Source organism: Cryobacterium sp. TMN-39-2, from assembly GCF_004402745.1.
GTDB lineage: Bacteria > Actinomycetota > Actinomycetes > Actinomycetales > Microbacteriaceae > Cryobacterium > Cryobacterium zongtaii.
This window is the reverse complement of the sequence record NZ_SOFX01000008.1, coordinates 85,461-98,794: the sequence shown is the minus strand read 5'-3', so window position 1 is coordinate 98,794 and position 13,334 is coordinate 85,461. Positions and strand designations below refer to the sequence as shown.

Genomic DNA, 13,334 nt, shown 5'->3' with positions numbered 1-13,334 from the left:
GGCCGCGGCGCCGAGGGTGCCGGCGTCGCCGATCACCACGCCCACGATGAGCACGCCGAGCAGCACCGCCACGGTGGGAATGGCGGTGAGTCCCACCGAGCCGGCGCCGTAGGCGAGCAGCCAGCGGCGGGCGTTCGCCGGCCGTTCCGCGGGCCAGGCGCGGCGGGCCGAGCCGACCCGGGTGGCCGGTGAGCCGGCCCAGCGCTCGCCTCGTGGCACCCGGCCGGAGACGGCGGAGCCCGGTTCGATCTCGGCGCCGTCGCCGATCTTGGCGCCGCCGAGCAAGGTGCTGCGGGAGCCGATCACGGCCTCCGCGCCGATGCGCACCCGGCCGATCCGCAGGGTGTCGCCGTCGAGCCAGTAGCCGGCCAGGTCCACCTCGGGTTCGATCGCGGCGCGCTCGCCGATGCTGAGCAGCCCGGTGACCGGCGGCACCGAGTGCAGGTCGACGCCGGGGGCGATGGTGGCGCCGAGCAGCCGGGCGTAGTAGCTGATCCACGGCGCCCCGGCCAGGCTGGCCGCGTCGACGAAGGTGGCCACCTGTTCGGCCAGCCAGAGTCGCAGGTGCACCGAGCCGCCGCGCGGGTAGTTGCCCGGTTTCACGCCCTTGAGCAGCAGCCGGGCGGCGGCAACGGAGATGCCCATCTTGCCCAGTGGGGTGACCAGCAGCACAAATCCGGCCAGCACCGCCCACCATGACACCGTGGGGGCGAAGGATGCGCCGGCGGCGGCGAGCAGATTGTTGGCCGCGGCCAGGTACACCAGCCACTTGGCACCCACGAGCAGGTGCAACGGCACGCTGAGGAGGCCCTGCAGCAGCCCGGTGCGGGCCGGGGTGGGCAGCACCTGCCGCGTGGCGCGGGCCACCGTCGGAGTGCGACCGTCGAGTTCGTCGGCGAGGGAGCCGATCCGCGGGTGGTCGTAGATGTCGCTGATACGGGTGTTCGGGTGGCGCTCCCGAATCGCGGACACGAATTGGGCGGCCGAGAGGGAGCCGCCGCCGTAGGCGAAGAAGTCGCTGTCGGCGTCGGCGACGGGCACACCGAGGATCGCGGCCCAATGCCCGGCGAGCCAAGCGGCGGTCGGGCTGAGCGCATCCGCGCCGGCCGTCTCGGCGCCGGCCAGGCCGGGCAGCGGCCAGGGCAGTGCGGCACGGTCGACCTTGCCGGAGGTGCGGGTGGGGATGGACTCCACGACGGTGAGCAGCGGCACGAGGGCGGCGGGCAACGCCACCCGGAGGGCCGCGGTGGCCGCGGGCAAGTCGAAGGATCCGGCCGCCTCATCGGCGAGCGCGAGGTAACCCACCAGCACCTGGTTGCCGGCCGGGGTGGTCTGCACGACAGCGGCCGCGCCGGCCACGCCGGACAGCGCCTGCAGGGCGGCGTCGATCTCGCCGAGTTCGATGCGCCGGCCGCCGAGCTTGATCTGGTCGTCGGCCCGGCCCACGAACACCAGCCCGGCGGGGTCGAAGCGCACGAGGTCGCCGCTGCGGTACGCGCGCTCCCAGCCGAGCCCGGCGTGCGGGGCGTACTTCACCGCATCCTGGGTCGCGTCGAGGTACCGGGCCAGGCCGACGCCGCCGATGATCAGTTCGCCGGTCTCGCCGGCCCGCACCCGCTGGCCGGCCGGATCCACCACGGCCAGGCTCCAGCCGTCCAGCGGCAGGCCGATGCGCACGGGGTCGCTGCCGTCGAGCAGGGCGCCGCAGGCCACGACCGTCGCCTCGGTCGGGCCGTAGGTGTTCCACACCTCACGGCCGCGGGCGCTGATGCGGGCGGCCAGCTCGGGCGGGCATGCCTCGCCGCCGAAGATCACCAGGCGCACATTCTCCAGCGCCTCCTCGGGCCAGAGTGCGGCGAGGGTGGGCACCGTGGAGACAACGGTGATGCCGTGCGCGATGAGCCAGGGGCCGAGGTCCGCGCCGCTCCGCACGAGCGAGCGCGGGGCCGGCACCAGGCAGGCGCCGTTCCGCCAGGCCAGCCACATCTCCTCGCAGGAGGCGTCGAACGCCACCGACAGGCCGGCCAGCACCCGGTCGCCGGGGCCGATGGGTTCGCCGGCCAGGAACAGGCCGGCCTCGGCGTCGACGAACGCCGCCGCCGAGCGGTGCGTCACGGCGACACCCTTGGGCACCCCGGTGGAGCCGGAGGTGAAGATGATCCAGGCGTCGTCGTGCGGGCCGGGCATCGGCTCGCCCCAGTGCGCCAGCGACGGGTCCTCCTCGGCGGCCAGGGGCCGCTCGGTGAGCACCCCGGCGTCCAGGCCGTCGCGCACCGTGAACAGACCACCGTCGCCGATGACACCCACGACCCGGGCCTCGCCGAAGACCAGCCGGGCCCGTTCCTCAGGGTCGTCGGCGTCGACGGGCACGTAGGCGGCGCCGACGGTGAGGGTGGCGAGAATCGACAGGTAGAGGTCCCGGGTGCCGGACGGGATGCGGATGCCGACCGTGTCACCGCGGCGCACCCCGGCCCGGCTCAGCCGCACGGCCTGGTCGTTGACCAGCCGCACCAGCCGCCGGTAGCTCAGGGCCCCGGCGGCGTCCTCGAGGGCCAGGGCGGTGGGGTGTTCCTCCGCGGTGGCCAGCAGGATGTCGATCAGGGTGCGCTCGGGGTGCACCAGATGACCGGCATCCAGCACGCCCTGCTCGTGGCCGGGCGTCGGCGCGGCCGGCAGCGGACGCACGATTACCGGTGCGACGGTCGAGCCGGCGGACCGGGTGCTGGGATCGGGGTGGAACGAGGTCACGCATACTCCTGTCCGGGCTCGCGAGAATCCGCGATGGCGACAGCCTAGAACGACCGGGTGACCGGCGGGTGAACACGCGTCACATGAGTACATTCTTCGGGCGCGTTCCCGTCTCCGGCGGGTTTTTCTCCGCCGCCCCTGTTCCCCCGGCGGCCTTCCCGCGTAGCCTTTTGATACCGGATGCGCCTCACGTCTTCGACCGAAAGCCGACCGAATGGATACCTCACCTCTCGTCTGGACTCTGACTGTCCTCGGAATCGTCGGGCTCCTCGCCTTCGACTACGTCTTTCACGTGCGGAAGGCCCATGCCCCCACGCTGAAGGAAGCGGCAATCTGGTCGTCGATCTACGTCGGGATCGCCATACTGTTCGGCATTGGCGTCCTGATCATCGGCGGCAGCACCCCGGGTTCTGAGTACTTCGCGGGGTACATCACCGAAAAGGCGCTCTCGGTCGACAACCTGTTCGTCTTCCTCATCATCATGACAAGCTTCCGCGTGCCCCGGGAGGACCAGCAGAAGGTGCTTTTGTTCGGCATCACGTTCTCGCTCATCGCGCGCACCGGCTTCATCTTCCTCGGCGCCGCCCTGATCAACACCTTCGCCTGGGTGTTCTATTTCTTCGGCCTGATCCTGTTGATGACGGCGGGCAACATGCTCAAACCGGAGAGCTCGGAGTCCAAGTCCGCGGACAACTTCATCGTGCGGGTCGCGCGCAAGATCTTCCACACCAGCCCCGAGTACGACGGCGACAAACTCTTCACCATCCACGACGGCAGGCGCGCACTGACCCCGATGCTCCTGGTGATGGTCGCGATCGGCGGCACCGACCTCCTCTTCGCGCTCGATTCGATCCCCGCCATCTTCGGCCTCACCCAGGATGTCTACATCGTGTTCACGGCGACGGCGTTCTCGCTCCTCGGCCTGCGTCAGCTGTACTTCCTGCTCGACGGCCTGCTGGACCGGCTGATCTACCTCTCCTTCGGGCTGGCGGCGATCCTCGCCTTCATCGGCGTGAAGCTGATCCTGCACGCCCTGCACGAGAACAACCTTCCGTTCATCAACGGCGGCGAGCCGGTGCCGGTGTTCGAGATCAGCACGGGTGTCTCTCTGACGGTCATCATCGGTGTGCTCCTGGTCACCGTGCTGGCGTCGCTGTTCAGCCCGGCGGGCCGGGCACAAGCGGCCACCGCCAACGCCCGGCGGTACGCAACCGACTACCTGGACCTCGGCTACACCGAGGACCACACCGAACGCATCCGGGTGTACACGGCGCTGCGGGAAGAGGAAGAGTCCATCCATAAACTCGGCCCGAAGTACCGGCAGGCGGTCCAGGACGACGCGGAGCTCGCCGATCTGCTCCGCCGGGCTCACCTCGAACACGACGCCTCTGTGCGCCGGGCCGCCCGCGAGGGGTGACCCCACGCCGGCCCGACCGTGCCCCGCACGACGGCCGGTCAGCGGATGCGGGCACGCACGGCGCCGGCCGCGCAGAGGACGACCGCGAGCGCGCCGATCAGCACGAGAGGGTCCAGGTCTTCGCCGAGGAGCAGCGCCGCCCACGCGATGGTGAGCACCGGTTGCAGAAGCTGGATCTGGCTCACCCGGGCGATCGGCCCGATGGCCAGGCCCCGGTACCAGGCGAAGAAGCCCAGGAACATGCTCACCCCGGCAAGGTAGGCGAAGGCCAGCCAGGCCGACGCATCGGCCGCGGGCCGGCCGGAAGCGAGTCCGGCCAGCATCAGCGGCACCATCACCGGCAGCGCCACGATCAGCGCCCAGCAGATGGTCTGCCAGGAGCCCAGCTCGCGGGCCAGCAGCGCGCCCTCTCCGTAGCCGATCGCCGCGAGCACCACGGCCGCCACCAACAACAGGTCGGCCGGCTGCAGGCTGCTGAGCCCGCCCGCGGTGAGCGCCACGAATCCGACCACGGCCACCACGCCGAGTCCGCTGGCCAGCCAAAAGCGCGGAGTGGGCCGTTCCCTGGCCCGCACGACAGCGACCACCGCGGTGGCGGCGGGGAGCAGGCCGATCACAACGGCGCCGTGCGCGGCCGGCACGCTCTGCAGGGCGAAGGAGGTGAGAATGGGGAAGCCCGCGATGACGCCGGCCCCCACCACGGCCAGCCGCCCCCATTGGCTGCCCCTGGGAAGACGCTGCCGGAGCACGGCGAGCACAGCGATGGCGAGAATGCCGGCTCCGACGGCGCGGCCGGCACCGACGAACAGCGGGTCGAGCTGGGCCACGGCCACCCGGGTGAGCGGCAGGGTGAACGAGAAGGCCAGCACGCCCAGCAGCCCGAAGACCAGGCCGGCGGCGGGCGACGCTTCCGGTGGCGATAGCGCTGGCGGCGCCGCGTCGATAGCGCTATTCTGTATTTTCATGAAAGAGGATAGCACCCGAGCGGGTTCCGCGGACAACGAATCGGCGCACCTCGCCATCGAACGCCGTCTGCGTGCCCTGGTCGCCAGCCGGCCGGCCGGCGACCGGCTGCCCTCCACCCGCACCCTGGTGCTCGACCATGCCGCCAGCCCGCTCACTGTGCAGCGCGCGCTGCAGCGGCTGGTGCTCGAGGGCCTGGTGGAGACCCGACCGGGCGCGGGTAGCTTCGTGGCGCGGCCGCATGCCGTGCACCGGGCCGACTTCGGCTGGCAGACCACGGCGCTCGGCGCGGCCCGCACCGGTGCCGACGCGATCGGCACCGCCATGACGAGCGCCGGACCGGGCATGATCGCCCTGCACTCCGGGTACCCGGCCGAGGAGCTGCTGCCCACCCGGCTGGTGCGCACCGCCCTGGTCCGCGCGGCTCGTACCGGCACCGCCGTCGACCGGGCCCCGATTTCGGGGTTGCCGGAGCTCCGCGGCTGGTTTGCGGCGGAGCTGGCACCGGTCGGCGCCTCCGCCGCCGCCCCGCCGGCCGCCGACGACGTCGTCATCACCCCGGGCGGCCAGAGCGCGCTGTCGTCGATCTTCCGGGCGCTGGCCGTTCCGGGCGACGCGATCGTGATGGAGTCCCCTACCTACTGGGGCGCCATGGCCGCCGCCCGGCAGGCCGGGTTGCGCATCGTGCCCATCTCCCGCGGCGCCGGCGCCCCCGCGGCTGCCGACCTCGACGACGCCCTGGGCGCCAGCGGGGCCCGCCTGTTCTACGCGCAGCCGCACTTCGCCAATCCCACCGGGGCGTTGTGGAGCAGCGCCGATCGCAGTGCCATCACCGCGGTCCTCCGCGCCCGCGGGGCGTACCTGATCGAGGACGACTGGGCGCATGATTTCGGCATCGAAGCGGATGTGGCCACCCTCGCCGCCGACGACGCCGACGGCCACATCGTCTACGTGCGCTCGCTCACCAAGAGTCTCTCCCCCGCCATCCGGGTGGCGGCGGTCGTGGCCCGCGGCCCCGCCCTGGCCCGGATCCAGGTGGACCGCACCGTGGACGACCTGTACGTCAGCGGGATCCTGCAGGCGGCGGCGGTCGATGTGCTCACCGACCCGGGCTGGCGCAGCCACCTCACCCGGTTGCGTGGGTCGTTGCGCGGCCGCCGCGACGAGCTGGCCCGGCAGGTGCGCGCACAGTTGGGCGCTGACGCCCTTGAGCTGGTGCCCAGGGGCGGGCTGAACCTGTGGGTGCGCGCTGCCGACGGGGTGGACGTGGCCGACCTGGCCCGGCGCAGTCGCGCCGAGGGGGTGCTATTCTCCCCCGGCGGCGACTGGTTCCCGGCCGAACCGACCGGTTCCTTCTTCAGGCTGAACTACTCCCGCGCCCGCCCAGAGCTCTTCGAGGCCGCCGTGGCGACCATCGCCGGACTGCTGCCCTAGGCCAGCCGCTCGACGGCGGCGAGCCACTCGGCCCAGAACAGTTTCCACCGCTCGGCCTCGTCGAACGACGCCACCTTGTCGTGAGTCACGCCCAGCCGCAGCCGCCCGTCGGGCAGCAGGTCGGTGGAGAACAGGATCGACCCCAGCGGCTCGTCCGCACGCGCGAGGGTGAATCGCAGTGCCTTCGACGCCGGCTTCGAGCGCAGCACCAGGTCGAGACCGGGAAACAGATCGGCGCGGCCACCCTCGTCGAGCAGCAGTTCGCGCAGCACGTCGCGGTCCAGGGCCAGCACCCGCGTGCGGCTCACGCTGAAGCTGCCGTCGGGCATCTGGCCGGGCAGCCTCAGGCCGGTGATGCGTTCGTAACCCACGGTCACGCCCTGCGCCCACCAGCCGTCCACACCGTGCGCGGCGTGCACCCAGGCGGCGATGGCGGTGTGCCCGGCCTGGCGGCCGGGGCCGTCGTCGATGAGATCGACCCACTCCTCCCACGCATGCCCGGTGTTCTCGAGGATCGCGTCGTCGGTCTGCACGGGCTCGGCCGCCCAGACCCGGGTGCGTGTGAAGGTTTCGTGTTCGGTCATCGGGACTCCTGTGCTCGGCACGACAATACTGGGTGTCTTCTGCCAGGTCCGACGCCGGGCACCCCGGGCGATGTGATGGCCGCGCGGAGTCCCTAGACTGAGAGCGAAGGGGGCATTTTCGGATGAGCAAGAACAAGAGCGACGAACCGCGCGACGAGTTCGACCGTATCCAGATACCCGAGTTTCTGGCCCGGCCTTTCGAGCGCCTCGCCGGCGGACCGGGCGTCGGCACGCCCATCCGGCCCACCCCCAGAGACCGGTCGGACGGCAACACGACTGTTGACGGCGACTCGGATGCCGATCTCCCCGAGGACCTCGAGGGCACCGAGCCGGCACCGCGTCAGTGGTGGGCCGGCTACAAGGGCAAGCTGCTGCTCTACGGCGCGGGCACCCTCGTCATGGTCTTCCTACAGTCCCGCGGCTAACCAGCACGGTACGCCGACTACATCGCCGGTAGTACCCGGGTTCATCCGTCCAGGGGATGTCTGCGTACCCGTAATTCGCGACGATGGAGGTACCGATCCCGTTCACCCGATCGGCAGCCGCCCGTCGAGAGGAACCCCATGACCACGATCCTGCACACCCGTCCCGCCCACCGGTCCCTGCGCCCCATCGTCATGACGGCGACTCTGGTCATGGTGTCGGCCGGCACCCACGGTCCCGCCGACCTGCCCGCCGGCCCGCCCGTGGCCGTCGACCGGGTGCCTGCCCACTCTCTCGACCGGATTGCACTGTGGGCGGCCCAGCCGGCCGGGATCGACCGCGCGGCGTAGACCACCGCAGAAAGGACCGTCGGGCTCCCCGATCAGGGCCCGACCAGCAGAAGTAACACCTCATAGGTCAGATAGACCGGCCAGACGATTGCCTGGAGCAGGCCCAGGATGAAGCCCCAGAACGATCCGTCCGACGTGGAGACGAAGTAGATGGCCGCTCCGACGTAAGCCAGAAGGAAGAAGAACCCCCACCCCCCGTCTCCCACCGTCACGTTGCCACGACCGTCCGATGCCATCAGATCCTCCGCTCCCGTGAGAACTCCCTGACTACCCGATGGCACACAGGGTAACCGCGCTGACCGCGAAGCGATACCGCCGCACAGCGGCCGCCGGGTCCGATCCGATCGTCAGCGAACGGCATCGGCGAGCAGGGAGCCCGCACGACGACATCGGCGTTTACGCGATAGTGAGGGGATGCAGATCTACTCCGACTACGCCGCCCATCGCTCCCGTCAGGTCGCGGTCGACGTGATCGCCGTCGCCGCCATCGCCGCTTGGATCGGGCTCGGCGCTTTCGTCTACTCGCTGGTGATCGACCTCGCCCGGTTCGGCGAGCAGATGGAGTCCGCCGGCTCCGACTTCTCGACCACGATGACTGACATCGGCGACAGGTTCGGCGGTATGCCGCTCATCGGCGGCGGCATCCGGGCACCGTTCGAGGCCGCCAGCGGCGCGGGCCAGAGCCTGGAGGCGGCCGGCCGCAGCCAGCAGGAGGCCGTGCTGAATCTCGCCGTCGGCCTGGGGTGGGGAATCGCCGTCGTGCCTGTCGCGACGATCCTGCTGTTCTGGCTCGTACCCCGCCTGCGGTTCACGCGCCGGGCGGCCACGACACGGCGGCTGGTTCGGGCAGGCATCACCGTGGACCTGCTCGCGCTGCGGGCCCTGACGAATCAGAAGCTGTCGGTGTTTGCGGCGGTCGACGCCGACCCCGTGTCCGCGTGGCGTCGGGGCGACCCCGAGGTGATGCGCTCACTCGCCGCGCTGGAGCTCAAGGCCTCGGGGGTGCGCATCCGCTGAGGCACCATCCGTGCCCGGTACCGCGTGGTGCTGGCGGCTGCCGCCGGTGCGGGCGAGGATGGTCCCATGGTCGCAATTCTCACGGATGTCGCTCGGGAACTGTACGGCCTTCGGCCCCAGGACTTCACGGCCGCGCGCAATGCCAGGGCACAGGAGCTGAAATCATCGGATGCCGCTCTCGCCAAGCAGGTCGCGGTTATGAAGAAACCCTCTCCTGCGGCCTGGGTGGTCAACCTCCTCGCCCGGGAGAACGTCGACGAACTTACTGCGCTCCTCGACCTCGGCGAACAGATGCGCACAGCGCAGGAGCATCTCGAGCGTGACGCGCTCAGGCGGCTCGGCGGCGAGCGCCGAGTCGCCATCGCCGCCCTCGCCGCTGCGGGCGCCGACCTCGCCGCCGGCCTCGGTCACCGGCCTACTGCAAGCGTCGTCGGCGAGGTCGAGCAGACCCTGCAGGCCGCAACGTCCGATCCTTCGGCCGCCGCGGCGATCGCCAGCGGACTTCTGGTCAAGCCGTTGCGGGCGGTCGGTTATGAGCCCGTCGACCTGGACGGTGCCGTGGCCGTGTCTGATCCGGAGTCGTGGCCGGAGCCTCGGGGCCGCTCCCGCGGCGCGGCACTGCCGGATCCCGTTCAACTCGCCGACGTCCGCCGCCGGAAGGAGGCCAGGCGGGAAGCGGAACGTCTGGAGCGCGACGCGGACGTCGCCGAGGCGGAAGTCGACGCCCTGGACCGTCGCGCCCACCGGCTCACGCTTCGCCGGACCAGCCTCGAAGCGGAGATTGCGGAGCTTCGGGAACAGCTGGATACGGCCTCCGCGGCGCTCGCCTCCGTCGTCGCCGACGGGAGCGCCCTGGCCGACGCCCGCGCCGAGGCGCACACCGCTGGGGAGGACTCCAGAACCCGCGCCCGCGACGCACGCGAGGTCGCCGACTCCCTCGAGGAGGGCGACTGATCCGGCCGGCGGCACCCGGCGAACCCATCGGTGTCTTCGGCACTCGCCGCCGGCACGCCGACCCTCGCGGCACGCCGTCGTCCGGCCGTCCCGAACGCCACAGTCTGCTGGCAGCGAACGGCGCCCACAGTCCAATCCGACGGACGTACGCTCTGGTGCCATGAACGATATCCCGGCGATGGATGACGACGGGCTGCTCGACGCCTACTCGAGAACCGTCACGGCCGTGGCCACGCGGGTGCTGCCCAGCGTGGCCAGTGTCTCGGTGCGCAGTTCCCAGGGAGCGGGAGCGGGCAGCGCGAGTGTCATCACCGACGACGGATTCCTCCTCACCAGCGCCCATGTCGTCGCGGGCGCCGGCACCGCTGACGTCGGGTTCGCCGACGGCACCGGGAGCCGGGTCGACGTCGTCGGCCGCGACACCCTCTCCGATCTGGCCGTGCTGCACGCACGCGATGCCACCCCGCCGCCGGTGCGGTTCGGCGACGCCGCGCGGTTGCGCGTCGGCCAGGTGGTGGTGGCCCTGGGCAATCCGCTGGGTCTGGCCGGCAGCGTCACCGCCGGCATCGTCTCGGCGCTCGGCCGGTCGCTCCCCACCCGGTCCGGGCGGGTGATCGACGAGGTGATCCAGACCGACGCAGCCCTCAACCCGGGCAACAGCGGCGGGGTGCTGGCCGACAGCACCGGGCGCATGGTCGGGGTCAACACCGCGGTGGCGGGCATCGGCGTGGGGCTGGCGGTGCCGATCAATGTGAGCACCCGGGCGATCATCACGGCGCTGATGACCACCGGGCGGATGCGGCGGGCCTGGCTGGGCATCGCCGGCGCCCAGGTGCCGCTGCCACCGACCCTGGCGGCCCGGATCGGCTCGCCGACTGGCCTACGGGTGGCGGCAGTGTCCCCGGGCAGCCCGGCAGAGGAGGCCGGGTTGCACCGCGGCGACATCGTGGTCGAACTCGCCGGGCAGCCGGTGGTCACGGCCACGGCAGTGCAGCAGCTGATGGTCGAGGCCGCGATCGACACACCCATCGAGATCACGGTCTGGCGAAACGGCGCCCTGGTCGACGCGATCACCGTGCCGCGGGAACTCCCGGAGTCCTGACCCGGCCCAACACAGCCGGTCGATCAGGCCGCGGCGAACCGCTTCGCCGAGCGAGCCCTGGCCTTGTCCGCCTCCACCTCGCGGTTCTTGGGCGGAGCGGTCGTGACCAGGTCTTCGAGCAGATGCCGCGAGATGTGGGCGATTTCCGCGACCGCCCGGTTGAAGGCCTCCTCGTTGGCCTTCGACGGCTTGGTCGACCCGCTGATCTTGCGCACGAACTGCAGCGACGCCGCATACACCTCGTCGTCGGTGGCGGCAGGTTCAAAATTGTGAAGCTGATGAATGTTCCGACACATACTTCGAGGGTACCCAGCCGGGCCCGGCCACGGAAGTGCGAGAAAGTGTTGCGCGAAGAGCGGATTGCCCACTACGGTGATGCCTACGCCATACGACGAAAGGAGCCTCGCGTGATTACTCAGAAGATTGCATTCGCATTCCGTACCACCGCCGGCTTCGTCGGCGTCTTCACCGCCTGATCGGCCAGTAGGTAACCCACCGGTCCAGACGGTGGTGACGCTCTCGAAGCCCGACCAGGCAGCATCCGCACTCGGTGCATCCCGCACCCTCTGCATCCGTCTGCCCGGGTCACTCACCCCGTGAGCGGCGCGCACTTCGCGCGTCGCCCTCGTGCCGCCGTGCGCGGCCACCCTTCATTCGGCGACCCCGAACGCTCTTCCAGAGCGCCCGGATTCGCGAACCGTCCTCGTTAAGGAACGCATCATCATGAATACCCAACTGGCGCCCGATCCGGGCCGCCACGATCACCCACCCCAACCCGTTCGTTCGCCCGAGGCGCACCCGGTGCGCCGCGTAGGCCTGATCGATCGCGCTGCCATGCACCTCGGTGTCGCGCTGATCCGCTGGGGTCGCCGGCCCGTCAGGGCTCGTCGCCGGGAACGTCCCGCTCTCGCTCCCGAGTCGATCGCAGCCCGCCGGGAATTGGACCGGGTTCGAGACGAGCATCTGGTCCTGAAGCTGACCCAGTTCCGGTGACCGGTGCCCCCACGTCGCACCCCGACCGCGTTATGCGGGTGCCGCGCCGGTATGCGGGTGGCGCGCCACCCGCATACCGGCGCCTGACCCGCCTCACGCGTCGGTACCGGCTTCGGATGCGCTCAGCCGCGCGGTGCCGCGTCCAGTCCAGCCCGCCACTGCGCGAGCAGGCGCGCGACGCTGCGGCTGTGCGCCCACGGCACCTCGGGCGCCTCGGTCCGCCCGTCCAGCAGGGCCAGCGACACGGCATCGGCCTCTGTCGCGAACGGGTCCACCGTCGGCACCTCCACCAGTCGGTCACGGCCATCCGCCCGCACGAGGAACGACGCGGCCGAGTCGCTGCGGCTGCCGAACACATCGGCCAGCTCGATGACCCCGGCGCTCCCGCTGAGCCTCGCCGACCGCGGCAGCTCGGCGACGATGGAGCACTCCGCCTCCGCGGAGAATCCCGCCGCGGCAATGGTCGCGCTGGCGTGTTCGTCCACGCCGGTGTCGCCGACCTCGCCCGTGGCGACGGTGACCGTCAGGTCTGCCGGGTCAACGCCGGCAGCAGCGGCGAGTGCCACCGCGAGCGATACGGGGTAGCCGCCCACGTCGAGGATCGCCCCGCCGGCCAGCTCCGGATCGAACAGGCGTCCCGATCGCTGCCCCGCCGCGAAGCCGAACGAGGCGACCAGCTGCAACGAAGTGCCGACCTCCCGGTTGGCGACGGCGGCGTCCAGGGCCCGCGCGAACGGTCCGAACCGGTGCTTGTACGCCTCGACGAACGGCAGTCCGGAGGCCGCGGCCTGGTCCAGGACCCGTTCGACCTCCGCCACGGTCGGCGCCACCGGCTTCTCGCACAGCACAGCCTTGCCGGCCCGCAGCGCGGCCACGGCGAGGTCCGCGTGGGTCGTGTTCACCGTGGAGATGTACACGGCGTCGATGTCGTCCCGGGAGAGGAGTTCCTCGTAGGTTCCGGTGACGGGCGCCCCGTACGTCGCCGCGAACGCGGCCGCCCGCTCGGGGTTGGTGCTACCGACTGCGTGCAGAGTGCCGTGCGCCGAGCCGGGCAGAGCCCGGGCGAACCAGCCGCCGATATCGCCAGGTCCTAGGATTGCCCACCGCGTAGTCTTCATTCCTCGAAGGTACCAACCTTCGGCGACGAACTTTTCCCGGTGAGGGAGCTGAATCTGTTGCGTCGGTGCGGGGTGCCCCTGGAGGGACTCGAACCCCCAACCCTTTCCTTAGGACGGAACTGCTCTTCCATTGAGCTACAGAGGCTGACCGGGAAAGTTTAGCCGTTATCCGCGCCGGTTGAGCGCAGGTACGCCGGGCTGCCCTCGTTCGGAGGCGGGCACGCCGCGACA

General features: G+C 71.1%; 14 protein-coding genes and 1 tRNA gene. 8 read left to right on the top strand and 7 right to left on the bottom strand.

Annotated features, from left to right (window positions below):
* Positions 1-2,748, bottom strand: a 2,748-nt coding sequence (locus E3O57_RS02085; RefSeq protein ID WP_370289740.1) for an amino acid adenylation domain-containing protein, incomplete at its 3' end; no start/stop codon positions are given.
* A 214-nt stretch (positions 2,749-2,962) separates the two neighbouring features.
* Between E3O57_RS02085 and E3O57_RS02080 the strand changes: the two genes are divergently transcribed.
* Positions 2,963-4,165, top strand: coding sequence for a TerC family protein (locus E3O57_RS02080; protein WP_103459255.1), 1,203 nt, complete (start codon positions 2,963-2,965; stop codon positions 4,163-4,165).
* Between the two features lie 38 nt (positions 4,166-4,203).
* Here E3O57_RS02080 and E3O57_RS02075 read toward each other — a convergent pair whose 3' ends face one another.
* A complete protein-coding gene (locus E3O57_RS02075) occupies positions 4,204-5,130 on the bottom strand; it encodes a DMT family transporter (RefSeq protein ID WP_198416781.1) in 927 nt (308 codons plus the stop codon).
* On the opposite strand from E3O57_RS02075, the gene E3O57_RS02070 reads away from it, so the two are divergent.
* Entirely contained in the window at positions 5,129-6,562 is a 1,434-nt protein-coding gene (locus E3O57_RS02070) for a PLP-dependent aminotransferase family protein (protein ID WP_241990264.1), read from the top strand. The genes E3O57_RS02075 and E3O57_RS02070 overlap by 2 nt on opposite strands.
* On the opposite strand, the gene E3O57_RS02065 is transcribed toward E3O57_RS02070, so the two are convergent.
* Complete coding sequence (locus E3O57_RS02065) at positions 6,559-7,146, bottom strand: hypothetical protein (RefSeq protein ID WP_103459252.1); 588 nt, start codon at positions 7,144-7,146, stop codon at positions 6,559-6,561. The two genes, E3O57_RS02070 and E3O57_RS02065, sit on opposite strands and share 4 nt — an antisense overlap.
* 122 nt (positions 7,147-7,268) lie before the next feature.
* On the opposite strand from E3O57_RS02065, the gene E3O57_RS02060 reads away from it, so the two are divergent.
* Complete coding sequence (locus E3O57_RS02060) at positions 7,269-7,571, top strand: hypothetical protein (protein WP_103478957.1); 303 nt, start codon at positions 7,269-7,271, stop codon at positions 7,569-7,571.
* 138 nt (positions 7,572-7,709) lie between these two features.
* Positions 7,710-7,919 (top strand): hypothetical protein, encoded by a 210-nt coding sequence (locus E3O57_RS02055; protein ID WP_103459250.1) that lies wholly within the window; start codon positions 7,710-7,712, stop codon positions 7,917-7,919.
* Between the two features lie 32 nt (positions 7,920-7,951).
* On the opposite strand, the gene E3O57_RS02050 is transcribed toward E3O57_RS02055, so the two are convergent.
* On the bottom strand, positions 7,952-8,155 hold the full coding sequence (locus tag E3O57_RS02050) for a hypothetical protein (RefSeq protein WP_088457014.1): 204 nt from the start codon (positions 8,153-8,155) through the stop codon (positions 7,952-7,954).
* A 178-nt stretch (positions 8,156-8,333) separates the two neighbouring features.
* On the opposite strand from E3O57_RS02050, the gene E3O57_RS02045 reads away from it, so the two are divergent.
* The 3 genes from E3O57_RS02045 to E3O57_RS02035 all read left to right on the top strand — a co-directional run bounded on the left by E3O57_RS02045 (position 8,334) and on the right by E3O57_RS02035 (position 10,992).
* Positions 8,334-8,936: a hypothetical protein gene (locus tag E3O57_RS02045; RefSeq protein WP_088457015.1), complete on the top strand. Its 603-nt coding sequence runs from the start codon at positions 8,334-8,336 to the stop codon at positions 8,934-8,936.
* A gap of 66 nt (positions 8,937-9,002) precedes the next feature.
* Positions 9,003-9,890, top strand: a complete 888-nt coding sequence (locus E3O57_RS02040) for a hypothetical protein (protein ID WP_103478956.1) — start codon at positions 9,003-9,005, stop codon at positions 9,888-9,890.
* A gap of 160 nt (positions 9,891-10,050) precedes the next feature.
* Positions 10,051-10,992: a S1C family serine protease gene (locus tag E3O57_RS02035; protein ID WP_241990263.1), complete on the top strand. Its 942-nt coding sequence runs from the start codon at positions 10,051-10,053 to the stop codon at positions 10,990-10,992.
* A 23-nt stretch (positions 10,993-11,015) separates the two neighbouring features.
* Here the strand turns inward: E3O57_RS02035 and E3O57_RS02030 are convergent, their stop codons facing one another.
* A complete protein-coding gene (locus E3O57_RS02030; protein WP_103459246.1) occupies positions 11,016-11,288 on the bottom strand; it encodes a DUF2277 domain-containing protein in 273 nt (90 codons plus the stop codon).
* Positions 11,289-11,715: 427 nt separating this feature from the next.
* Between E3O57_RS02030 and E3O57_RS02025 the strand changes: the two genes are divergently transcribed.
* Positions 11,716-11,985 (top strand): hypothetical protein, encoded by a 270-nt coding sequence (locus E3O57_RS02025; protein WP_133159737.1) that lies wholly within the window; start codon positions 11,716-11,718, stop codon positions 11,983-11,985.
* Between the two features lie 122 nt (positions 11,986-12,107).
* On the opposite strand, the gene E3O57_RS19190 is transcribed toward E3O57_RS02025, so the two are convergent.
* Positions 12,108-13,103 (bottom strand): Gfo/Idh/MocA family protein, encoded by a 996-nt coding sequence (locus tag E3O57_RS19190; RefSeq protein ID WP_103478955.1) that lies wholly within the window; start codon positions 13,101-13,103, stop codon positions 12,108-12,110.
* 73 nt (positions 13,104-13,176) lie between these two features.
* Positions 13,177-13,248 (bottom strand) — tRNA-Arg (locus E3O57_RS02015).
* Positions 13,249-13,334 lie beyond the last annotated feature (86 nt).